The sequence below is a fragment of the Streptomyces sp. V4I2 genome (assembly GCF_030817655.1).
Lineage (GTDB): Bacteria > Actinomycetota > Actinomycetes > Streptomycetales > Streptomycetaceae > Streptomyces > Streptomyces plumbiresistens.
Genome location: NZ_JAUSZM010000003.1, coordinates 8714385 through 8737940, shown reverse-complemented (window position 1 = coordinate 8737940; position 23556 = coordinate 8714385). Strand labels below are relative to the sequence as shown.

At 72.3% G+C, this 23556-nt stretch carries 17 protein-coding genes and 1 tRNA gene; 3 read left to right on the top strand and 15 right to left on the bottom strand.

Annotated elements, in window-relative coordinates:
* Positions 1-28: 28 nt before the first annotated feature.
* From QFZ76_RS40865 to QFZ76_RS40815, 11 genes are all read right to left on the bottom strand, one after another.
* Positions 29-1267, bottom strand: a complete 1239-nt coding sequence (locus tag QFZ76_RS40865; protein WP_307678396.1) for an MFS transporter — start codon at positions 1265-1267, stop codon at positions 29-31.
* The gene (locus QFZ76_RS40860) at positions 1264-3060 is read right to left on the bottom strand and encodes an ABC transporter permease subunit (RefSeq protein WP_307678395.1); all 1797 of its coding nucleotides are present in this window, start codon (positions 3058-3060) and stop codon (positions 1264-1266) included. Before QFZ76_RS40860 ends, QFZ76_RS40865 begins: the two co-directional genes overlap by 4 nt.
* Positions 3061-3063: 3 nt before the next feature.
* A complete protein-coding gene (locus tag QFZ76_RS40855) occupies positions 3064-4554 on the bottom strand; it encodes an ABC transporter substrate-binding protein (RefSeq protein ID WP_307678394.1) in 1491 nt (496 codons plus the stop codon).
* A gap of 4 nt (positions 4555-4558) precedes the next feature.
* The gene (locus QFZ76_RS40850) at positions 4559-5095 is read right to left on the bottom strand and encodes a GNAT family N-acetyltransferase (protein WP_307678393.1); all 537 of its coding nucleotides are present in this window, start codon (positions 5093-5095) and stop codon (positions 4559-4561) included.
* Between the two features lie 107 nt (positions 5096-5202).
* Positions 5203-6042, bottom strand: a complete 840-nt coding sequence (locus QFZ76_RS40845) for an alpha/beta fold hydrolase (protein ID WP_307678392.1) — start codon at positions 6040-6042, stop codon at positions 5203-5205.
* Positions 6043-6214: 172 nt separating this feature from the next.
* Complete coding sequence (locus tag QFZ76_RS40840; RefSeq protein WP_307678391.1) at positions 6215-8416, bottom strand: elongation factor G; 2202 nt, start codon at positions 8414-8416, stop codon at positions 6215-6217.
* 469 nt (positions 8417-8885) lie between these two features.
* Positions 8886-10367 (bottom strand): MFS transporter, encoded by a 1482-nt coding sequence (locus tag QFZ76_RS40835; RefSeq protein WP_307678390.1) that lies wholly within the window; start codon positions 10365-10367, stop codon positions 8886-8888.
* A gap of 231 nt (positions 10368-10598) precedes the next feature.
* A complete protein-coding gene (locus tag QFZ76_RS40830; protein WP_307678389.1) occupies positions 10599-11732 on the bottom strand; it encodes an XdhC/CoxI family protein in 1134 nt (377 codons plus the stop codon).
* On the bottom strand, positions 11725-13842 hold the full coding sequence (locus tag QFZ76_RS40825; protein WP_307678388.1) for a xanthine dehydrogenase family protein molybdopterin-binding subunit: 2118 nt from the start codon (positions 13840-13842) through the stop codon (positions 11725-11727). Before QFZ76_RS40825 ends, QFZ76_RS40830 begins: the two co-directional genes overlap by 8 nt.
* Entirely contained in the window at positions 13839-14831 is a 993-nt protein-coding gene (locus QFZ76_RS40820) for a xanthine dehydrogenase family protein subunit M (protein WP_307678387.1), read from the bottom strand. The genes QFZ76_RS40825 and QFZ76_RS40820 overlap by 4 nt, the downstream gene beginning before the upstream one ends.
* Positions 14828-15388: a 2Fe-2S iron-sulfur cluster-binding protein gene (locus QFZ76_RS40815; RefSeq protein WP_307678386.1), complete on the bottom strand. Its 561-nt coding sequence runs from the start codon at positions 15386-15388 to the stop codon at positions 14828-14830. The genes QFZ76_RS40820 and QFZ76_RS40815 overlap by 4 nt, the downstream gene beginning before the upstream one ends.
* Before the next feature lie 214 nt (positions 15389-15602).
* Here QFZ76_RS40815 and QFZ76_RS40810 point away from each other — a divergent pair, with 214 nt between their 5' ends.
* Positions 15603-16193, top strand: a complete 591-nt coding sequence (locus QFZ76_RS40810) for a TetR/AcrR family transcriptional regulator (protein WP_307678385.1) — start codon at positions 15603-15605, stop codon at positions 16191-16193.
* 22 nt (positions 16194-16215) lie between these two features.
* Here the strand turns inward: QFZ76_RS40810 and QFZ76_RS40805 are convergent.
* Positions 16216-16303, bottom strand: a tRNA-Leu gene (locus QFZ76_RS40805).
* A gap of 142 nt (positions 16304-16445) precedes the next feature.
* On the opposite strand from QFZ76_RS40805, the gene QFZ76_RS40800 reads away from it, so the two are divergent.
* A complete protein-coding gene (locus tag QFZ76_RS40800) occupies positions 16446-17774 on the top strand; it encodes a DUF2254 domain-containing protein (RefSeq protein WP_307678384.1) in 1329 nt (442 codons plus the stop codon).
* A 275-nt stretch (positions 17775-18049) separates the two neighbouring features.
* Here the strand turns inward: QFZ76_RS40800 and QFZ76_RS40795 are convergent, their stop codons facing one another.
* The 3 genes from QFZ76_RS40795 to sucC form a co-directional block, all read right to left on the bottom strand.
* Positions 18050-19591, bottom strand: a complete 1542-nt coding sequence (locus QFZ76_RS40795; RefSeq protein ID WP_307678383.1) for an aldehyde dehydrogenase family protein — start codon at positions 19589-19591, stop codon at positions 18050-18052.
* Positions 19592-19704: 113 nt separating this feature from the next.
* Complete coding sequence (sucD, locus tag QFZ76_RS40790; RefSeq protein WP_307678382.1) at positions 19705-20583, bottom strand: succinate--CoA ligase subunit alpha; 879 nt, start codon at positions 20581-20583, stop codon at positions 19705-19707.
* Between the two features lie 11 nt (positions 20584-20594).
* Positions 20595-21725, bottom strand: a complete 1131-nt coding sequence (gene sucC, locus QFZ76_RS40785) for an ADP-forming succinate--CoA ligase subunit beta (RefSeq protein WP_307678381.1) — start codon at positions 21723-21725, stop codon at positions 20595-20597.
* A gap of 144 nt (positions 21726-21869) precedes the next feature.
* Between sucC and QFZ76_RS40780 the strand changes: the two genes are divergently transcribed.
* Positions 21870-23552, top strand: a complete 1683-nt coding sequence (locus QFZ76_RS40780) for a thiamine pyrophosphate-binding protein (RefSeq protein ID WP_307678380.1) — start codon at positions 21870-21872, stop codon at positions 23550-23552.
* The last annotated feature ends 4 nt before the right edge of the window (positions 23553-23556 follow it).

The window sequence follows — 23556 nt, the reverse complement described above, 5'->3', positions numbered from 1 at the left end:
GACATCCTGGGTCTGTACGGCGTGGACGCTATCTCCGCGGCAACAGCCCGACCGCCGCAGCCGGTAGCGCCGCCAGCACCAGCCACGGCACCGCGGCCGGCAGTCCGCTGTCCAGCAGCATCCCCGTCACCGCGCTGCCGACGAGGACGATCAGGCCCGAGACCGAGGACAACGCTCCCGTGTACAGACCGAGTCGGCCTTCTTCGGCGAGGTCGGGGACCCAGGCCCGGGCGACGGGGGCGACGAGCATCTGGCCGAAGGTGAGCAGGACGACGAAGCCCGCGGCGGGGAGCAGGCCCGCGGTGTCCGTCCAGTTCGCGGGGCGGGCGAGGGCCACCACCGCGAAGCCGGCCGCGATCAGCAACAGGCCGGTCGCCATGGAGCGGCGCAGGGTGAGGCGGTCTCCCACCCAGCGGGTGACGGGGAGTTGGGCGGTCACGACCAGCAGCGACGACAGGGCGAACAGCCAGGCGAGCGGGGCCTGGGAGCCGGCCGCGCGCTGCACCTCGTCGGGGAGGGCGAGGTAGAGCTGGTTGTAGGCGAGCAGGTAGGCGCCGTACGCGCAGCACAACGCGAGGAAGCGGCGATTGCGGAGCAACGGCCCCACGCCGCCCCGGACTTGGACGCGTTCCCGGCCCGGGATGCGCTGCGGCAGCAGCCACGCGTGTCCGGCGAGGACCAGGACGAAGATCCCCGCTCCGGCCAGGCACACCGTGCGGAAGTCGAGCGTCAGGAGCAGTGCACCGAGGAGCGGGCCGACGAACGCCCCCGCCTGTCCGGCCACGGTGAACAGGGCCAGGACACGGGTACGGGAGCCGCCGCCCGTCGACTCCCAGGCCACCGCCTGCCGGGCGACCTCGGACTCCACGGCCGGTGAGAACAGCGCGGCGGCGAACCCGATCAGCAGGACGGCGCCGATGACGGACCAGGTCTTTTCCGCGTAGCCGAGCCAGGCGAATCCCGCGATCCGCAGGACGCAGCCCGCGAGCACCACCGGCCGGATGCCGTACCGGTCGGCCAGCGCCCCGCCCACCACGAACAGTCCCTGCTGGCTGAAGGTCCGCAGGCCCAGCACCAGGCCGACGAGCCAGCCGGCCATGCCCATGGCCTGTCCGAGGTGTTCGGAGAGGAAGGGCAGCACGGCGAAGAAGCCGATGTTGAAGGCGAGTTGGGTGAGGATCAGCAGCCGTAGCAGGGGCGAGAGCCGGGTGCGCCCGGATGCCCCGGGTAGCGCCTTGCGGCGCAGGCCGATCGACGGTGAGGTCATCGGATTCCCACCAACTCCTTTGTAGGTGACGGTTCTTCGGCCGACGGCGGCTCGGGGGTACGCGCCGGCCAGGACCGCCTCGGCAGCCGCACTCCGCCCGCCGCACTCACCGCGAGCGCCCCGAGCAGGGCGAGTACGGCGGCGGGGGCGAGGACCGCCCAGGGGGCGCGCTCGGCGTAGGGCTGGTTCTCGGCGAGGAGCAGGCCCCACTCCGGGGAGGGCGGCTGGGCGCCGAGGCCGAGGAAGGCGAGGGAGGCGAGCGCGAGGGCGATGCCGGGCAGGCGGAGCAGGGCGTGGCGGGTGACGGACGGCAGGGCGGCGGGCAGGAGTTCGTGGCGCAGCAGGTACCAGCGGCCTGCGCCGAAAGCCCGGGTGGCGGCCACGTGAAGGGCGGCGCGTTCCTGGCGCAGCAGCGCGGAGGTGTGCGCGGCCAGGGGCGCCCAGGCGACGGCGCCCACGGCGAGCGCGGGGGTGGCGGGCCCACTGCCGGCGACCGCGGTGACAAGGAGCGCGAGCAGGACGGGCGGGACGGCGTTGACGGTGTCGACGAGTGGGCCCGAGAGCCGGGGCACCAGTCCGAGCAGCACACCGGTGAACAGCGCGGCGGCGCCGATCGCGAGGGCGAGCACGAGGGTGTCGACGGCGCCGTGGGCGACCCGGGCGAGGACGTCCCGGCCGAGGGCGTCGGTGCCGAACGGGTGGCTCACGGAGGGGGATCGCAGGCGTTCGCCGGTGTCGAGGGCGAGCGGGTCGCGGGGCAGGCCGAGCGCGACGACGACCGTCAGCAGGAGACCGTATGCAATAGGCAGGATCCTGCGGACAGGCGGCGGTCGACGGTGGAGTGAGGACAACGCGCCGTCGCGCAGGGCCGGGCCGACGAGGAGCCGCGTCGTGAGGGCGGCGAGTCCCGCCGCGATCGCCGCCAGCAGGACCAGGGCCAGCGTGCCGGCCTGGAGGACGGGCAGGTCCTGGGCGAGGGCGGCCTGGAGGGTGGTGCGGCCGAGGCCGGGGATGTCGAAGATCTGCTCCACGGCGACGGCGCCGCCGGTCAGGCCGACCACGAACAGGCCGAGGTTGGGGAGCAGTCCGGGCAGGCAGCGGCGTACCGCCTGGCGGGCGATGCTGCGGCCCGGCAGGCCGCGCGCGGCGGCGGCCAGTGCCCAGGGCTCGGCGAAGGCGCCGGGCAGCAGGTCGTCGAGGAGCCGCCCGATGACCGCGCCGGCGGGCAGGCCGAGGGCGAGGGCGGGCAACACCGTCCACCGCGGCCCGTACCAGCCGAGGGCGGGCAGCCAGCCCAGCTGTACGCCGACGACGGTGGCCAGGACGGACGCGGTGAGGAACTCGGGCAGCGCGGCGAGCACCGCCGAGCCGCTGCCTCCCGCGCGGCGGCCGTCGAGGCGTCGGTGCGCGCCGAGCCACAGCGTGCGGGCGCAGATCAGGGCGGCGGTGAGAGCGGCGACCGCCAGGGCCACCGCCATGAGCAGCAGGGATGCGCCGAGGGCCTGGAGCACGGCGGGGGTGACCGCCTCTCCGGAGAGCCACGACCGTCCGGCGTCCCCGCGCCACAGCCCGCCGAGCCACTGTCCGAGCACTCGCAACGGGCCCTGCTCCAGGCCGAGTTGGGCCCTGATGTCCGCGAGCACCTGGGGGGTGGGGTCGCGGTCGGCCGAGCGGGCCTTGAGGACGGTGAGCGCCGGGTCGGTCCGTGTCAGCCAGGGCAGCAGGCCGATGCCGCAGACGAGGGCGGCCGCGAGGGCGGCACGCCACACGAGGGCGGCCACGTGTCGTCGCACGGTTCAGCGCCGGGTTCCGGTACCGACGAGGGTGCGCTCGTACGGGTCGAGGAGCACGCCGCTGACCGAGTCGGCGACGCCGGTGATGAGGCGCTGGTGGACCAGCGGGACGACGGCGTCGGTACCGAGGACGGCGGCTTCGGCGGCCATGGCGGCGTCCTGGCGTCGGCCGGCGTCGGCCGGACGCTCGGCCTCGGCGACGGCCCGGTCGACGTTCCGGTCGCAGAGCTGGGCGATGTTGTAGCCACCGTCGCAGGTGTAGTCACCGGCGAGCACGGCGACGGGGTCACCGGTGTCGACCAGGGTGTTGCGGGCGAGGACGAAGGCGTCGAACTTCCCCTCCAGCGCGTCGCTCTCGAGCCGCGAGTACTCACGCACCTCCAGCGCGACCTTGAACCCGGCCTTCTCCAGCTGCTGCTTCAACACCTGGGCGGCTTCGGGGAGTTCGGGCCGGTTGTCGTAGGTGGCGAGGGTGATGTCCATGCCGTCGGGGTCGCCGGCCCTCGCGCGCCCGGCCGGCTGTTGCCGCTTGCCCTCGGCCCAGGTCACGGCGGGTCCGTAGATACCGGCGCCGGGGTCGGCGTACCCCTCGTAGACCCCCTCGGCGAGAGCCGAGGTGTCCACTGCCTCGCGGGCGGCGGCGCGCAGTGCCGCGTCCTTGAAGGGGCCCGACGCGGAGTTGAGGAGCAGGCTCGTGGTGCGGGTGGTGGCCGTCTCCTTGCGGGTGGCCCCGTCCAGGGTGGCGGCCTGGGCGACGGGTACGGCTTCGGCGATGTCGATCTCGCCGGTGCGCAGGGCGCTCGCGCGGGCCGTGCCGTCGGCGATGAAGCGGACGTCGAGGCCAAAGGCCTGGGCGCGGCCGGCCCAGTAGTCGTCGTAGCGGTCGAGGGCGGCGGAGGTGGATCCGGTGACCTTCGTCAGCGCGAAGGGGCCGGTGGCGGTGCCGACGGGGTCGACGCGGTCCTTGTCGTCGTAGGCCTTCGCGGAGAGGACGGCGAGGCTGGGGCCGGCCAGGCGCAGGGGCAGTACGGGGTCGGGGGCGGTCGTGGTGATCCGTACGGCGGTATCGCCCGCGGCCTGGGCGGTGAGCGTGACGCCCGAGAGGGCGGCGGGGGCGGGCTTGGCCTCGGTGGCGTGGGTGAGGGCGGCGGCGACCGCGCTCGGGGTGACGTCCGAGCCGTCCTGGAAGGTGGCCTCGCGCAGGGTGAACAGCCAGCTGCGGGCGTTCTCGCGGCGCCAGGACGCGGCGAGCGCGGGGGCGGCGGCGCCGTTGGCGTCGAGGGCGGTCAGGCCCTCGGTGACGCCGAGGCGGCTGAGGATGGTGGCGTCGGCACCGTACGGCGAGAGGTTCTCGGCGGGCGGGAAGGCGAGGGCGACCCGCAGCCGGGAGCCTTCCTTCGCGTCGCCCGACGAGTCGCTGCCGCCGCCGGAGGCGAAGCAGGCGGTCAGGAGCGGGGCGAGCAGCAGGGAGCCGAGGATGTGGCGGCGTCGCATGCCGTCACCGCCCCATCGGGATCTCGAAGTGGAGGACCCCGTTGCCGCCGTCGGGGTCCTCGCGCTCGTCGTGCACGATCTTGCCGAGCGACCGCCAGAAGGGCTCGGCGCCCGGTACCGCCGGGTCGGTGTGCAGGTAGACGCTGCGGTAGCCGCCGTCGGCGGCGGCGAAGGCGAGCAGTTCGTCGACCAGGCGCCGGGCGAGGCCACGCCTGCGGTGCTCGGGGCGGACGTAGACCCGGCGCAGTTGTGTGGTCTCGCCGGAGGGGTAGCGGTCGGCGAGGTGGCGCGGGTTCGGCGGGTGCGCCGGGCCGCGGGAGTCGAGCGCGGCGGTGGCCACGACGGTTTTGTCGCCCGCCTCGACGGCGACGAGGAGGGTGTGGCGGGCTGGGGCGAGATAGGCGGCGGCCGGGTCGACGATGTCGGCGTGCCAGTGGGGCACATAGCCGGTACCGAAGTCGCGGTAGACGGTGTCGAGCATCACGGCTCGCGCACCATCGAGGTCGTCGGGGCTCGCCGCCCTGATGCAGTAGTTACGCACTTGCACATCATATGCATTAAGGCGGAGTGGTGATCAACGGGCCCGCGTCTGCTGTGGGGACGGCCGCAGCTGCCGCATCGGTCGCATCGGTCGCCGGAGTTCCGGGACTACTGCCCCCACTCCAGGAACGCCGTCACGAACCGCCCCGCATCGTCCAGCCACGGAAAGTGCGCTGCGCCGGGCTGGACGACCAGCTCGCCGTCAGGGAACAGCCCCGCGTACTCAGCCACCGCGCGCGTCGGCGCCGCCACGTCCACCTCACCGGCCAGCACGAGCACCGGTGCGGCGAACCCGGCGAGGGCCGCGCGGGTGGCGGCCGGTTCGAACGCGCCCGCCGACCCGTACCCGGCGGCCGCCTCGTCGTTGCGCTGCTCCTCCTCCGCCTCCCGTACGGCCTTGGCCTCGTGGTCCCAGCGGGCGAACCAGAAGGGGGCGACGGCCTGCCAGTCGTCGGGGCCCGCCCGGCCGGCGGTGATCGCTTCCAGGGCCGCGTACGCCGGCGTGAACCACGGTTCGTCCCGGCGCAGGCGTGCGGTGCTCAGGCGGTCCTCGGCGGTGATCTCGATGCCGACCGCGTAGACACTCGGCGTGATCAGGGCGAGGCGCGCGACGCGGTCGGGGTGCCGGGCCGCGTACAGGACGGCCAGATTCGCGCCGGCGGAGTGTGCGAGGAAGTCCGCCCGGTCCAGGCCCAGTTCCTCGCGGAGCGCCTCGACGTCGCCGACCAGGCGGTCGCAGCGGTACGACGCCGGGTCCTCCGGCGTCGCCGAGCCGCCCGTACCCCTGAGATCCAGGCGGATCAGGGTGCGGTGGTCGGTCAGACCGCCCAGGTCGCCGAGATAGAGCGAGTCCTGCATCGGGCCGCCGGGCAGACAGACCAGGGGCGGGCCGTCGCCGGACACGTGGTAGGCGAGGCGGGTGCCGTCTGGTGCGGAGAAGGTGGGCATGCGGGCGAGCCTTTCAACGGGTTCTCTTCCCGGCAACCGGATTGCGCCGGGGGCGCGGGGGCGTTAGCTGTCGCGTCCTGCCTGTGAGTCCGGCGCGGCCCCACCCGCGGGTGTGGGTGGGGCCGCCTTGTCGGCATCGCGTCACCGCGTCACCGCGTCACCGGGTCTCGCGTCACCGCGTCGGCGTGGCGACCGGTGCCGGGGCGTAGCCGGTGGGCCGGGTGGTGAAGGTGCCGCGGCCCTGGGTCCGGCTGCGCAACCGGGTGGCGTAGCCGAACAGTTCGGCGAGCGGCACGGTCGCGGTCACGACCGCCGACCCCGCGCGCGTGGCCGAGCCGGAGACCCGCCCGCGCCGTGCGGCGAGATCGCCGAGGACGGTACCGACGGCGTCCTCGGGCACGGTGACCGTGACCTCGACGACCGGTTCCAGCAGAGTCATCGCCGAGGCGCGCAGGGCTTGCCGGAGCGCGAACCGGGCGGCCGCGCGGAAGGCCGTGTCCGAGGAGTCCTTCACATGCGTGGCCCCGTCGGTGAGGGTGACACGCAGCCCGGTCACCGGGTGCCCGCCGATCGGCCCCTCCGTGAGGGCGTCCCGGCAGCCGGCCTCGACCGCCCGGACGTACTCCTGCGGCACGCGCCCGCCCACGACAGCGGACCGGAACTCGAAGCCGGTACCAGTACCAGTACCGGTGCCGGTACCGGCCTCCGGATCCAGTGGCTCCACGTCGAGGACGACATGCGCGAACTGCCCTGCTCCGCCGTCCTGTTTGACGTGCCGGTACACCAGCCCGGACACCCCGCGGACGACCGTCTCCCGGTAGGCCACCCTCGGCCGTCCGACGGCGACCTCCAGCCCGTGCTCGCGCCGGACCTTCTCCACCGCGACCTCCAAGTGCAGCTCGCCCATGCCGGACAGCAGCGTCTGGCCGGTCTCGGAGTCGGTCCGGGCCACCAGCGACGGGTCCTCCTCGACCAGCCGGGCGAGCGCCGTGGCCAGCCGGTCGGTGTCGGTGGACCTGCGCGCCTCGACCGCCACCGAGACCACCGGGTCGGCCACGCTCGGCGGTTCGAGAACGAGCGGGGCGTCCGGCGCGCACAGGGTCGAACCGGCCCGGGCCGACCTCAGCCCGACCACGGCGACGATGTCCCCGGCCACCGCCCGCTCCAACTGGGCGTGCCGGTCGGCCTGCACCCGCAGGATCCGCCCGATCCGCTCGGTGCGCCGCGTACCCGCGTCCATCACCGTGGCCCCTTTCTCGATCGTTCCCGAATACACCCGCAGATACGTCAGCCGTCCCGTCGGGGTGGCGCTCACCTTGAACGCCAGCGCCGCGAAGGGCGCCTGCGGATCGGCGGCCCGCTCCTGCTCCGTTCCGTCGTCGCGCGTGCCGCGTACGGCGGGCACGTCGAGCGGCGACGGCAGGTACGCCACGACGGCGTCCAGCAGCGGCTCGATCCCGCGGTTGCGGTAGGCGGAGCCGCAGAGCACGACCACGCCCTCGCCGGTGCGGGTGAGGTCGCGCAGGGCGTCGACGAGCGTGCGGGTGTCGAGCGCCGACTGGATACCGTCGACCGGCGATCGCATGTCGTCCGTTGACCGGATGTCGTCGACCGCGGACTGGATGCCCCCGACCGTCGTCTGTATACCGTCGCCCGCAGACCGGGCGACACCGGTCGACTGCATACAGAATTCCTCCAGCGCGCCCGGATGCAGTTCGGCGACCGCCTCCTCCAGCAGCCGACGCCGCCTGAGCGCCTCCTCCCGCAGCTCCTCCGGCACCGGTCCCTCCTCGACCGTCTCACTGCCGTCGACCCAGGTCAGTGCCCGCATCCGCAGGAGATCGACGACTCCGACGAACCCGTCCTCGCTCCCGATGGGCAACTGCACGACCAGCGGAGCCGGGTGCAGCCGCTCCCGGATCGACTCGACGGCCGTGTCGAGATCGGCTCCGGCCCGGTCCAGCTTGTTGATGAACGCGATCCTCGGCACGCCGTGCCGGTCCGCCTGCCGCCACACCGACTCGCTCTGCGGCTCGACGCCCGCGACGGCGTCGAAGACCGCGACCGCGCCGTCGAGCACGCGCAGCGAGCGCTCGACCTCGTCGGCGAAGTCGACATGGCCCGGGGTGTCGATCAGGTTGATCCGGTGACCGTCCCAGGCGCAGCTCACCGCCGCGGCGAAGATGGTGATCCCGCGGTCGCGCTCCTGGGAGTCGAAGTCGGTGACGGTGGTGCCGTCGTGGACCTCGCCACGCTTGTGCGTGGTCCCGGTGGCGTACAGGATCCGCTCGGTGACGGTGGTCTTGCCGGCGTCGACGTGGGCGAGGATGCCGAGGTTGCGGACGGCGGTGAGGGTGTTGAGGTTGGTGCGCACGGCCCGTGGCCTTTCGAAAGGGTCGGTGACAGGGCAGCGCGATTCCCGGACGGGGCTGTTCTCCGACATCTCTGACGGAACGTCAGTACACGGACACACGCGCCCGGGGTTCGGGTCTGGCGTCGTGTTCAGGCGTCGTGGTGTTCAGGCGTCGTGGTGGTCAGGCGTTCGTCCGGGTCATCCGGTACCGGCCGCGCAGCGGGCACCGGACGGACGAGGACACGAGGATCACGTCGTACTGCGACCGGGGGACGACGACAGCGGTGCACTCACGCATGACCGTCTCCCCTCACTCGTCGTTCCACGTCATGGCACCCGCCGCGAACTGGTGGGCGGCGCCTGGTCCTTGGTGAGTGTAGGGAACCGGCGAGGATCGGGGCACGTGATTTTCCCCGCCCGAGCCTGAGCCTGACGACCGACGACCGACGACCGTCGACCGTCGACCGACGACCACCGGCGTCCCCCGCGCTCAGACCGGCCCCGGCCCCGCCCCACCCTTGAGGCGCTCCAGATCGGACGGCCGGACCTGGATGACCAGGACGGCGATCAACGCGGCGACCGCGGTGAAGATGGCCGCCATGACGAACGCGGCCGACACTCCGGCGGTGAGGATCTCGTCGGAGAAGGGCCGCGGGAGCTCCCCGGTGCGCTGGAAGCGCAGGCGTTCGGCCGGGGTGGCCTGCTCGAGGAAGAGCGGGATCTGCTTCTCCGCCTCGTTGGTGTTGGCCGTACCGAACACCGTGACCAGGATGGACAGGCCGAGCGAACCGCCCACCTGCTGCGTGGCGTTGAGGAGTCCGGAGGCCGCGCCGGTCTCGCGGACGGAGACGTTGGAGAGCGCCATCAGGGTGAGCGAGACGAACTCCATGCCCATGCCGAGGCTGAAGACGAGGATCGGGCCGAGGACACTGCCCGCGTAGGTGGAGTGGACGTCGGTCAGGGTCAGCCAGGCCAGGCCCACGGCGGCGAGGATCGCGCCCACCACCATGAACGGTTTGGGTCCGTAGGTGGGCAGGAACTTCGAGGCCAGTCCGGCGCCGACCGCGATGACCGCGCTGACCGGCAGGAAGGCGAATCCGGTGGCCAGCGGGCTGAATTCCAGCACGTTCTGCACGAAAAGCGTGAGGAAGAAGAACATGCCGAAGATCGCGGCGGCGAGGCACAGCATGATGCCGTACGTGCCCGCCCGGTTGCGGTCGGCGAACATGTGGAGCGGGGTGATCGGCTGCCGGGAACGCTTCTCGATCAGGATGAATCCCGCCAGGATGACAACGGCCGCGGCGAACGAGGCCAGCGTGAGCGCGTCCCGCCAGCCTTCCTGCGCGGCCCTGATGAACCCGTACACCAGCAGGACCATGCCCACGGTGGAGGTCAGCGCGCCGGCGATGTCGAAGTGGCCCGGGTGGCGTTCGGACTCTCTGATCCAACGGGGTGTGGCGACGGCGATGAGCAGCCCGATCGGCACGTTGACGAAGAGCACCCACCGCCAGTTCAGCCACTCCACGAGGATCCCGCCCGCGAGCAGCCCGATCGCGCCGCCGCCCGCCGAGACCGCGGCGAAGACCCCGAAGGCCCGGTTGCGTTCGGGGCCTTCGCGGAAGGTCGTACTGACCAGGGAGAGGGCGGTTGGGGAGGCGATGGCGCCGCCGACGCCCTGGAGGGCTCGTGCGGCGAGGAGTTGGGCCTCGTTCTGGGCGAGGCCGCCGAGCAGGGAGGCGAGCACGAAGAGCAGCACGCCGAAGATGAACACGCGCCGTCTGCCGAGGATGTCGCCGGTCCGGCCGCCGAGCAGCAGCAGACCGCCGAAGGTGAGGGTGTAGGCGTTGACCACCCAGGCCAGGCTGGTGGTGGAGAAGTCCAGGGAGCGCTGGATGTCCGGCAGCGCGATGTTCACGATGGTGATGTCCAGGACCACCATGAGCTGACAGGACGCGATGACCAGCAACGCCATCGCGTTTCCGCCACCGCCGGATTCCCCGGTGGTGGTCTGCGCTGAGGGGCTTGGCTGGGGGCTCGTCATGGCATGTCGCACTCTCGGGGTGAACCTTCGCGTGGGGGTGGACCCTCGCGAGGGGGCAGTGAACGCCTGCGTCCACCGCTGTTCACCGTTCGACGGTACGCCCGTCTCCGGGGCCCTACCACTCGAATCCGTACATGACCTTCAGGCTCCCGTACATGACCTTCAGGCCGCCGCCACGGCACTCCCCTCTCCCCCGCCACGGTGGATCGGCGTCCCCGATCCGGTGAGCGGAACGCCCGTTCCGCCCCGCCGGTGCGCGACGATCTCCGCCGCGATGGACAGGGCGGTCTCCTCGGGGGTACGGGCGCCGAGGTCGAGCCCGATCGGCGACCGCAGCCGCGCCAACTCCCGTGGTGTCACGCCTACTTCCCGCAGCCGGCGCTCCCGGTCCGCGTGCGTGCGACGTGAGCCCATCGCCCCGACGAACGCGACCGGCATCCGCAGGGCTTCCTTGAGCAGGGGTACGTCGAACTTGGCGTCGTGGGTGAGGACGCACAGCACCGTGCGCGCGTCGGTCGCGGTGCCCCGCAGATAGCGGTGCGGCCAGTCGACGACGAGGTCGTCGGCCTCGGGAAAGCGGGCCCGGGTGGCGAAGACGGGGCGGGCGTCGCACACGGTCACGTGGTAGCCGAGGAACTTGCCGGCGCGTACCAGCGCCGCGGCGAAGTCGATCGCTCCGAAGACGATCATGCGGGGTGGCGGCACGCTCGACTCGACGAGCAGGGTCAGGCCGCCGGGGCAGTGCGAGCCGTCCGCGGACAGTTCGACGGTGCCGGTACGGCCGGCGTCCAGCAGGGCCCGGGCCTCGGCCGCCGCGGTGCGGTCGAGTTCGCCGAGGCCGCCTTCGCAGGACCCGTCGGGGCGCACGAACAGTGTCCTGCCCAGGAGCTCGGCCGGTCCTCGGACCACCCGGGCGAGCGCGGCCGGCTCTCCCCGGACGACTGCGGACAGCGCCGACCGGACGACGGTGCGTGCCGGTCCGTCCGTGCGGACCGGCGTGACCATGACGTCGATGACCCCGCCGCAGGTCAGGCCGACCGCGAAGGCGTCCTCGTCGCTGTACCCGAAGCGTTCGACGACCGTCTCGCCGTCCTGGAGCGCCGTGACGCACAGGTCGTACACCGCTCCCTCCACGCAGCCTCCGGAGACCGAGCCGATCACCGTGCCGGCGCTGTCGACCGCCAGGGCGGCCCCGGGGCCGCGCGGGGCGCTGCCGCCGACGGCCACGACCGTGGCGACGGCGAACGCGCGGCCCTCCTCGGCCCAGCGGTGCAGCTCGGCGGCGATGTCAAGCATGCCGGCCTGCCATCAGGACGCGGTCGGGCCGGATGGGCAGGTGGCGGTGGCGTACGCCGGTCGCGTGCCGGACCGCGTTGGCGATGGCCGCCGCCGCGCCCACGATGCCGATCTCGCCGATGCCCTTGATGCCGACCGGGTCGTCCGGATCCGGGTCGTCGATCCAGTCCGCCTCGACGAGCGGGACGTCGGCGTGCGCGGCCACGTGGTAGCCGGCGAGGTCGGCGCCGTAGTGGCCGCCCGTGCCGGCGTCCCGTACCGCCTCCTCGTGCAGGGCCATCGAGATGCCCCATGTCATTCCGCCGACGAACTGGCCCCGTGCGGTGAGCGGGTTGACGATCCGGCCTGCCGCGAAGATGCCGAGCATGCGGCGCACCCGGACCTCGCCGGTGTCGACGTCGACGGCGACCTCGGCGAACTGTGCGCCGAAGGAGTGCCGTTCCTTCCGGGCGAGGGCGCCGACGGCCTCGGTGGTGTCGGACCGTACGGTGATCCCCTCGGGCGGGACGGCGGCGCCGAGGGCGAGCCGCTCCCGCAGTTCCTCGGCCGCGACCGTGACCGCCCACGACCAGGAGCGGGTGCCCATCGATCCGCCGGCGATGAACGCGGGCCCGAAGTCGCTGTCGCCGATGCGTACCCGGACCCGCTCCGGCGCCGCCTCCAGCGCGTCGGCGGCGACCAATGTGAGCGCGGTGCGGGCGCCGGTTCCGATGTCGGCCGCGTTGATCCGCACGGTGAAGGTGCCGTCCGCCTCGGCCGTCACGGCCGCCGTGGAGGGTGCGGCGCCGGCGGGGAAGGAGGCCGCCGCGGTGCCGGTGCCGAGCAGCCACCTCCCGTCGCGGCGCAGCCCGGGACGGGGGTCCCGATCGGCCCAGCCGAACCTGCGGGCGCCTTCCCGGAAGCAGGCGAGCAGGTTGCGGCCGCTGAACGGCAGCCCGGACACGGGACCCAGCGCGGGCTCGTTGCGGACGCGCAGCTCGATCGGGTCGATCCCCAGCTTCTCGGCGAGTTCGTCGAGCGCCGACTCCAGCGCGAACGATCCCGGTGCCTCGCCCGGCGCGCGCATCCAGGTCGGCGTCGGCACGTCGAGTCGTACCACGTGGTTGGCGGTGTGGTGGGCGTCGGCGTCGTACATCGTCCGGGCCGGGTCCGCGCCCGGTTCGACGAACTCGTGGACGGTCGAGGTGAGGCTCAGGCAGCGGTGCTCCAGCGCGCGCAGCCGGCCGTCGGCGTCGGCGCCGAGCCTGAGGTGCTGCCGGGTGGGGCTGCGGTAGCCGGCCAGGGAGAACATCTGACGGCGTGTCATGACGACCCGGACCGGGCGCTGCAGGACGGTCGCGGCCATCACCGCGGCCACCTGGTGGGCGCGCAGGCCCTTGCTGCCGAAGCCGCCGCCGACGTGTTCGGACCGTACCCGCACCGAGGCCGGGTCGAGCGAGAAGAGGTTCGCGAGTTCGCTCGCGACCCACAGGGTGCCCTGGTTGGAGTCGACGACGTCGAGCCGTCCGCCGTCCCAGCGGGCGGCCGCCGCGTGCGGCTCCATCGGGTTGTGGTGCTCCTCCGGGGTGGTGTACTCGGCGTCCACGACGGCGGCGGACGCGGCGAGTTCGGCCTCCAGGTCGCCCTTCTCGGCCACCGCCGGCAGGTGGCTGTCGAGCGGGTAGGCGTCGGGGTGCTCGGCGGTGAAGTCGACGTCGTGCGGCTCCTGTTCGTAGTGCACGACCAGCGCTTCGGCGGCTTCCCGGGCCTGTTCGGAGGTGTCGGCGACGACCAGGGCGACCGGCCAGCCCGCGTGCGGTACCCGGTCGTGCTGGAAGAGGGCCGCGGTCGGGTCCGGCGCGGTGCCGAGCAGGCCGGTGTAGTCGGTGTCGACGCGCGGGGCGTTGCCATGGTGCAGGACGGCGACCACGCCGGGCATGGCCAGGACGGGGGTGTCCTCCACCGAGGTGATGCGGCCGCGGGCGATGGTGGACAACACCAGCCAGCCGTGGGCGAGTCGGTCGAAGGGGATCTCGCTCGCGTAGCGGGCCGCCCCGGTGACCTTGTCGCGGCCCTCGACGCGGGTGTGCGCGGTGCCGACGAAGTGCTTGCGCGTGGGGGCGGTGGTCATCGGGCGGCCTCCTCGGCGAGTTCGGTCAGCACGGCCACGACGAGGTTGCGCATGAGGGTCACCTTGTATCCGTTGTGCGGCAGCGGCTTCGCGGCGGCCAGTTCGGCGTCCGCGGCGGCCGCGAAGGTCTCGGCGTTCGCCGGTGCGCCGGTCAGCGCGCGTTCGGCCGTCCGGGCCCGCCACGGCCGGGACGCGACCGCCCCGAACGCCAGGCGCACCTCGCGTACGACACCGTCCTCGATGCCGAGCGCGGCGGCGATCGAGCCGATCGCGAAGGCATACGAGGCACGCTCGCGCACCTTGCGGTAGCGGGAGTCGGCGGCGACGGGGGCGGGTGGCAGGGTGACGCCGGTGATCAGCGCTCCCGGCGGCAGCGCGGTCTCCAGGTGCGGGGTGTCGCCCACCGGCCGGTAGAACTCGGCAAGGGGCAACTCGCCCGGTCCGTGGGCCGTTTCGTACGAGACGACCGCGTCGAAGGCCGTCAGCGCGACGCCCATGTCGGAGGGGTGGACGGCCACGCAGTGCTCGGAGGCGCCCAGGATGGCGTGGTTGTGGTGCTCGCCCTCGACGGCGGGGCAACCGCTGCCGGGGACGCGTTTGTTGCACGGTTTGGTCACGTCGGCGAAGTAGCCGCAGCGGGTGCGCTGGAGCAGGTTACCGCCGACCGTGGCCATGTTGCGCAGCTGCCCGGAGGCGCCGGCCAGGACGGCCTGGGTCAACGCCGGGTAGCGGCGCCGGACTTCGGGGTGGGCGGCGAGGTCGCTGTTGGTGACGGTCGCACCGATGCGCAGCCCACCGTTGTCCGTCGACTCGATCCCGTTCAACGGGAGTTCGCGGACGTCGACGAGCCGGGCAGGCCGCTCGACGCCGGTCTTCATCAGGTCGACGAGGTTGGTGCCGCCGCCGAGGAAGCGTGCCTCGGGATCGGCGTCGAGCAGCGCGAGGGCGCCGGAGACGTCGACGGCGCGCCGGTAGTCGAACTCCCTCATACGGCCGCCTCCTGGGACATCCGCGCCTCGGCCGCCCGGGCGACCGCCTGGACGATCGACACGTAGGCGCCGCAGCGGCACAGGTTGCCGCTCATCCGCTCGCGGATCTCGTCGGCGGTCAACGGCGGCGCTCCCACCTCGGGCCGGACGTCGTCGGTGACGGCGCTCGGCCAGCCCGCCGCGTGTTCCTCGATCACCGCGACGGCGGAACAGATCTGCCCCGGTGTGCAGTAGCCGCACTGGTAGCCGTCGAGGTCGAGGAACGCCTGCTGCACCGGGTGGAGTTGCCCGGCCTCGGCCAGCCCTTCGACGGTGGTGATCTCGCGGTCCTCGGCCGCCACCGCCAGTTGCAGACAGGCCACGGCACGGCGTCCGTCGAGCAGGACCGTGCAGGCACCGCACTGCCCCTGGTCGCAGCCCTTCTTCGTGCCGGTCAGGTCCAGGCGCTCGCGCAGGGCGTCGAGGAGCGTGGTGCGGTGGTCGACGGACAGCGTGTGCTTGTCGCCGTTGATCTTCAAGGTGACGGCGCTGGACGTGGACGAGGGGGGTGGGGCCATGATCAGCCTTCTTTCGCGTATCCGGAGCAGGTGGCGGGCACGCTCCGGCAGTCAGCCGAGTCAGGAGACGTTTCGGGTGGACGCGGGGGAGCAACGCCGTCGCAACGGCGCTAGAGTGGACTCAAATGGACAGCTGTCCGCTTACCTCGAACGTAGTGGACAGCTGTCCGGTTAGCAAGGACGGCTTTCGGCCGCGCGTCCACCAGGAGGACGAGTGCAGCAGAAGAAGGACACGCCTCTGCGCTCGGACGCGCAACGCAACCGCGAGCGCATCCTGAAAGTGGCGCTGGCCGAGCTGACGCACTCCGCGGACGCCCCGCTCAGTGCGATCGCGAAGAAGGCGGGCGTCGGACAGGGCACGTTCTACCGGAACTTCCCCAACCGCGAGGCGCTCGTCCTGGAGGTCTACCGCTACGAGATGCAGCAGGTCGCCGACGCCGCGTCCCAGCTGCTCGAAACGCACGCACCCGCCCGGGCGCTGCGCGAGTGGATGGACCGGCTGGCGCAGTTCGCGATGGCCAAGGTCGGCATGGCGGAGGCGATCCGCCACGCCATGAGCACAGCGGACGGCCCGGCGAAACCGGGCCACACCCCCGTGACGGCCGCGGCCGAGGTCCTGCTCCGCGCGAGCGAGGAGGCCGGCACCATCCGCCCGGGAGTCACCGCGGACGACTTCTTCCTCGCCATAGCCGGCCTCTGGCAGATCGATCCCCGCGGAGACTGGCGGACGCGCACCGCCCGGCTGCTGGACCTCGTCATGGACGGACTGCGCGCGGGAGCACCCGGAAAAGCAGAAGACCCCTGATGAACAGGGGTCTCATGTCATGTGGTGTCCGAGGGGGGACTTGAACCCCCACGCCCGATAAAGGGCACTAGCACCTCAAGCTAGCGCGTCTGCCATTCCGCCACCCGGACCAGGTGTCTGCCGCCTGGCCGGGGGTGTACCCGGCGGCGACACGGACAACAATACCAAGGTTTCGCAGTGGCTTTCACCTGCATATCCGTCGCCCGAGCGGCGCTCCCGGGGTGACCGGGCCGGTGAAACTAAGGTCTCACCATGAGCGACTGGAAGGTTACGCACAGCCCGTCCGCCGGGCGCAGACCGCGGGCGCTGTCGCCCCTCAGGGAGCATCTGCGGGACACGTTCTGGTTCGCGCCCGCCACGGCCATGGTGGGCGTGTTCCTCGTGTGGGCGGTGGCGTCGGAGATCGACACCAGGATCGTCGAGGCGCTTCAGGACCGGGGCGAGTACGACGCGGTCGAGGAACTGCTGAAGGTCGCGGACGACGCGCGGACCGTGGTGACCACGGTGAGCTCGGCGATGATGACCTTCATCGGCGTGGTCTTCAGCATCTCGTTGGTCGCGGTGCAGATGGCGAGCGGTCAGTTCAGCCCGCGGGTGGTGCGGATCTTCGTACGGTCCCGGATCACCAAGGCGACCTTCGCCGTCTTCCTCGCGACCTTCCTGCTGACCCTGCTCGTCCTGACCGCGTACGACAGCGACCCCGACCCCCGGCTGGTCACCTCGGTCCCCCTTGTCCAGTCGCTCGTCACGCTCGTCATGGTCGCACTGAGCCTGCTGCTGTTCGTGATGTACGTGAACACGACGCTGCGGCTGATGCGGGTCGGGCACGTGATCGACCGGATCGTCGGGGAGGCGTTCGGGGTGGTCGCCCTGCTGCCGGTCGGGGCATCCGCCGAAGGGCACGCGCTCGGGCCCGAGACGGCGTGGATCGCCCACGAGGGGCGGGCCGGCGTCCTGCGGGACGTGAACATCGCCCGGCTGGTGCGGGTGGCGCGGCAGCACGACGTCGTCCTGCGGCTGATTCCGCGGACCGGGGACTTCGTCGTGCCCGGCACGCCCGTCCTGGCCGTGCACGGTGGCCGGATGCCGCCGTACCGCGCGCTGCGCTACTCCGTCTCCGTCGGTGTCGAGCGCACCTTCCACCAGGATCTCGGCTTCGGGCTGCGCCAGCTGTCCGACATCGCGCTCAGGGCGCTGTCCCCGGCGGTCAACGATCCGACGACGGCCGTACAGGCCCTGGACCGGATCGTGCAGTTCCTGGCCGCCCTGGCCCCGCGGCCACTGGACGCCTCGCTGCACCGGGACCGACGGGGCGCCGTCCGGCTCGTGCAGCCCGTGCCGGGCTGGGCCGCGCTGGTGGATCTGGGATTCGCCGAGATCCGTGGCTGTGCCGTAGACCATCCGCAGGTCACGCGCCGTCTGCTGGCCGGACTCGACGACTTGGCCCTCCTGGTCCCCGAGGAGCGGCGGGAGCCGCTGCTGCGCCATCGGGCGCTGCTCGCGCAGGCCGTGGAGCGTGGTGTGCCGGAGGCTTCGGACCGGACCTTCGCCCTGCAACCGGACCGTCAGGGCATCGGCTGACGCGCCGGAGGGGCTGGGCATGGTGCCGGTGTGCGCCCTACGGGCCCTGCTGCTCCACTCCTCGTCGGCCTGCGTCGGTTCGACGCATGAACCACCTCGTGCCGAGCCTTCCGCGCCCCCGTCCGCAGATCGCGGCACGGTGGCCGGCCGGCGAGGTGACCACCGGGTGGTGCCCGCGGGATGCGGACACCACCCGGCCGTCGGCCGTCACCTGAGCCGGTCGCCGGCGGGGTGCTGCGGGCGCGCCCCGTCGTACCGGCCTCGCACGGTCGGTCTCACGGCATGAGCTGGTACTCCGGGAAGTTGCCGGGCAGCCGCTCCCCCGCCGGGCCGTGGGTCACGGCCCGCACCAGGAGTTCGCCGCCGACGAACGCGCCCCGCCAGGACGCGCCGAACCCGCCGAACAACTCGTCACGGTCACCGCGGGAGCGAGGTGTGCCGTGCCCGACCTTGAACGCCCGGATCTGCGGGGCGAGTCGGTCGAAGGTCGCCCGGTCGTCCGTGGACAGCGTGGCCACCAGCGCGCCGTTGGACGCGTTCATCGCGGCCAGCAGCTCCGCCTCCGTGTCGACCAGGACGATGGTGTCGACCGGGCCGAACGGTTCCGCGTGGTGCAGCGGGGAGGACGGCGGCGGATTCAGCAGCGTGACCGGTTGGACGTACGCCGACGTGTCCTGGCCGGGCAGGAAGCGCGCGTCGGCCGGCCGGCCGCGGTGCAGCGGGACGGCGCCGCGGTCGACGGCCTCGGCGACCTGGTCGTGCAGTTCCTTGGCCTTGGCCGCGTTGATGACGGGCCCGAAGTCCAGCCGGGGGTAGGGGTCGTCGGGGTGCTCGACCGCGAGCGGGTGGCCGACCCTCAGCGTGCGGACCGCCGGGAGGTACGCCGCGAGGAACTCGTCGAACAGCTGCCGCTGGACGACGAAGCGCGGGTACGCCGTGCAGCGCTGCTTGCCGTAGTCGAAGAGCTTGGGCACGACCGCCGTGAGCGCGTCCCAGTCCGTGTAGTTCCAGATGCCCCAGGTGTTGAGTCCCTCCTGTTCGAGTACGTGTCGTTTGCCGAGGTCGGCGACGGCCGTGGCCACCGCGGCGCCGGTGTCGCGGCCGCCGACGAAGGAGACGCAGCCGATCTCCGGCGCCCGCACCAGCGCCTCGGACAGCTCGCCTCCGCTGCCGCTGACGAGGGTGACGGGAATCCCCTCGCGGGCGGCGAGCGCACACGCCAGCGTCAGACAGGCCACACCGCCGTCGGTCGGGGCCTTGGCGATGACCGCGTTGCCTGCCAGTGCCTGGACCAGCACTGCGTGAACGAGCACGCTCATCGGGTAGTTCCAGCTCGCGACGTTCGACACCGGGCCGTCCAGCGGGGCCCGGCCGGCGAGCATCGGCTCGATGCCGTCGACGTACCAGCGCACGCCGTCGATGGCCCGGTCGACGTCCGCCTGGGCGAGCCGCCAGGGTTTGCCGATCTCCCAGACGAGCAGCAGGGCGAGCAGTTCGCGGTGCTCGGTCAGGGCGTCGAGGGTGGCCGCGACGCGGGCCCGGCGCTCGTCGAGGGGGATGTGCCGCCAGGCGCGGTGCTGGTCGAGCGAGGCGTGTACGGCCTGGTGGGCGGTGGTCCGGTCCAGGCGGGGCGGGCCCGCGATCGGGCTGCCGTCGACGGGGCTGGTGGCGGGCAGGGCCCGGCCGTCCGCCCGCCAGGCGCAGTCCCAGAGGTTGAGGACGCGGTCGTCGTGGAACGCCTCGGGGGCGACGGCGAGGCAGCGCTGCCAGGCGTCGGTCCAGGACGTGCCTGATTTGAGGGTGAGGGTGGTTGCCATCGGGGTTCTCCGCTCTCGGTGCACAGTCGGGGGCGGGTTGGTGCATGGCTGCGAAGGACGATAGCGAGGCGCCGCGACTGCGGTAAGTGACCTCGCGTCACCTATGAGTGAGGTCACGCCTCCAGTTGGGCCAGCACGAGGCGGGCCGTCTCGGTGGGGGTGCTGCCGACCTTGACGCCGACCGCCTCCAGTGCCGCCTTCTTGGCCTGCGCGGTGCCGGTGGAACCGGACACGATCGCGCCCGCGTGCCCCATGGTCTTGCCCTCGGGCGCGGTGAAGCCGGCGATGTAGCCGACGACGGGCTTGGTGACGTGTTCGCGGATGTAGGCGGCCGCGCGTTCCTCCGCGTCGCCGCCGATCTCCCCGATGAGGACGATGGTCTCGGTGTCGGGGTCGTCCTGGAAGGCGGCGAGACAGTCGATGTGGGTGGTGCCGACGACGGGGTCGCCGCCGATGCCGACGCAGGTCGAGAAGCCGATGTCGCGGAGTTCGTACATGAGTTGGTAGGTGAGCGTGCCCGACTTGGACACCAGGCCGATCCGGCCCGGCTTGGTGATGTCGGCCGGGATGATGCCGGCGTTGGACTGGCCGGGGGTGATCAGGCCGGGGCAGTTCGGACCGATGACGCGGGTGCCCTTCTCCTTCGCGTACGTGGTGAAGGCGACGGAGTCGTGGACGGGGATGCCCTCGGTGATGACGACGGCGAGGCCGATGCCGGCGTCGGCGGCCTCGACGACGGCCGCCCTGGCGAAGGCCGGGGGCACGAACACGACGGTGACATCGGCTCCGGTCGACTGCATACCGTCGGCAACCGACCCGAAGACGGGCACGGCACGGTCGTCGAAGTCGACGGTGCGGCCCGCCTTGCGCGGGTTGACGCCGCCGACGATGTTCGTGCCGGCCGCGAGCATGCGGCGGGTGTGCTTCATGCCCTCGCCGCCGGTCATGCCCTGGACGAGGACCTTGCTTTCCTTGGTGAGGTAGATCGCCATGTCCCGTCTCCTCAGGCTGTGGTGGCGAGTTGGGCGGCGCGGCGCGCGGCGCCGTCCATGGTGGTGGCCTGCTGGACCAGCGGGTGGGCACGCCCGTCGAGGATGCTGCGGCCGCGCGCCGCGTTGTTGCCGTCGAGGCGCACGACCAGCGGTTTGGTCAACTGGACGGTGTCCAGGGCCTGCACGATGCCGTCGGCGACCGCGTCGCAGGCGGTGATGCCGCCGAAGACGTTGACGAAGACGGACTTCACGGCCGGGTCGGAGAGGATGACCGAGAGGCCGTCGGCCATGATCTGCGCCGACGCGCCGCCGCCGATGTCGAGGAAGTTGGCGGGGCGGGCCCCGCAGCCGGCGACCACGTCGAGGGTCGACATGACGAGGCCGGCGCCGTTGCCGATGATGCCGACCTCGCCGTCGAGCTTGACGTAGTTGAGGCCCTTGGCGGCCGCCGCCGCCTCCAGCGGGTCGTCGTGCGCCGCGCCTTCCGCCCCCCAACGTGCCTGTCGGAAGCGGGCGTTGTCGTCGAGGGTGACCTTGCCGTCGAGGGCGAGGATCTGCCCCTGCCGGGTCCGGACGAGCGGGTTGACCTCGACGAGGACCGCGTCCTCCCGGACCAGCACCTCCCACAGCCGGACGAGGACGTCGACGGTCTGCGGCGGCAGTCCGGCGGCCTCCGCGATCCCGGCCGCCTTCGCCGAGGTGACACCCTCCGCCGGGTCGATGTGTATACGGGCTACGGCCTCCGGTCGACTGGCGGCGATCTCCTCGATCTCCATCCCACCCTCCGCGGAGGCGATCGCGAGGAAGCGGCCGGCCGCGCGGTCCAGGACGTAGGAGACGTAGAACTCGGCCTCGATGTCCACGGGTTGGGCCAGCATCACCTTGCCGACCGTGTGGCCCTTGATGTCCATGCCCAGAATCTGACGGGCCGTCAGTTCTGCTGCGGCCGGATCGGAGGCGAGTTTGACCCCGCCCGCCTTGCCCCGGCCACCAGTCTTCACCTGGGCTTTCACCACGACACGACCACCCAGTCCGCGGGCGATCTCGCGTGCCTCCTTGGGCGAGTCGGTGACCCCCGCCCTCGGCACCAAGATGCCGTGTTCCTCGAAGAGTTCCCTTGCCTGGTGCTCGTACAGGTCCATCTCGGCTCCTGCCTTAAAAGTGCCGCACGCCCCCTGGACACCACCCACCGGATGCGGGATAACAAGCTTCATACAGTATTCGTCGACTGTATGCAATGTACCGCGAGAGCGTTCCAACCCCCTACGAAGGGACAGGACTTCGCCATGCCCGACGACACCCAGGACGTCATTTCCGGTGGTCATCTCGTTGCAAAGGCGCTGAAGGCCGAGGGGGTCGACCGCATCTACACCCTGTGCGGCGGCCACATCATCGACATCTACGACGGCTGCGTCGACGAGGGCATAGAAGTCGTCGACGTCCGGCACGAACAAGTCGCCGCACACGCCGCGGACGGCTACGCCCGCATCACCGGCAAGCCCGGCTGCGCGGTCGTCACCGCGGGCCCCGGTACGACCGACGCCGTCACCGGTGTCGCCAACGCCTTCCGCGCGGAGTCCCCGATGCTGCTGATCGGCGGCCAAGGGGCGCTGACCCAGCACAAGATGGGGTCGCTGCAGGACCTGCCGCACGTCGACATGATGACGCCGATCACCAAGTTCGCGGCGGCCGTGCCGGACACGGCGCGCGCGGCGGACATGGTGTCGATGGCGTTCCGCGAGTGCTATCACGGCGCGCCCGGCCCCTCCTTCCTGGAGATCCCGCGCGACGTCCTCGACGCCAAGGTGCCGGTGGCCAAGGCGCGCGTACCGAAGCCGGGCGCCTACCGCGCCTCGACCCGCTCGGCCGGTGATCCCGAGGCGATCGAGAAGCTCGCCGACCTGCTCGTGCACGCCGAGAAACCGGCCATCCTGCTGGGCAGCCAGGTGTGGACGACACGCGGGACCGAGGCGGCCATCGACCTCGTACGGACGCTGAACATTCCGGCGTACATGAACGGAGCCGGTCGCGGCACCCTCCCGCCGGGCGACCCGCACCACTTCCAGCTGTCGCGCCGGTACGCCTTCTCCAACGCCGACGTCATCGTCATCGTCGGTACGCCCTTCGACTTCCGCATGGGCTACGGCAAGCGGCTGTCGCCGGACGCGACCGTCGTGCAGATCGACCTCGACTACCGGACCGTCGGCAAGAACCGCGACATCGACCTCGGGATCGTCGGCGATGCCGGGCTGGTGCTGAAGTCGGTGACCGAGGCGGCCTCCGGGCGCGTCAACGGGGGCGCGTCGAAGCGCAAGGAGTGGCTCGACGAGCTGCGGGCCGCCGAGCAGACCGCGATCGAGAAGCGGCTGCCGAGCCTGAAGTCGGACGCCTCGCCGATCCACCCGTACCGGCTGGTCAGCGAGATCAACGACTTCCTCACCGAGGACTCCATCTACATCGGCGACGGCGGCGACATCGTCACCTTCTCCGGGCAGGTCGTGCAGCCCAAGTCACCGGGCCACTGGATGGACCCGGGGCCGCTCGGCACCCTCGGCGTCGGCGTCCCCTTCGTGCTCGCCGCCAAGCAGGCGCGGCCCGACAAGGAGGTCGTCGCCCTGTTCGGGGACGGCGCCTTCTCCCTCACCGGCTGGGACTTCGAGACCCTGGTCCGCTACGACCTGCCCTTCGTCGGCATCGTCGGCAACAACTCCTCCATGAACCAGATCCGTTACGGCCAGGCCGCCAAGTACGGCCCGGAGCGCGAGCGGGTCGGCAACACCCTCGGCGACGTCCACTACGACAAGTTCGCCCAGATGCTGGGCGGTTACGGCGAGGAGGTCCGCGACCCCGCCGACATCGGCCCCGCGCTCCGGCGCGCCCGCGAGTCCGGCAAGCCCTCGCTGATCAACGTCTGGGTCGACCCGGACGCGTACGCCCCCGGAACCATGAACCAGACGATGTACAAGTGAGGTG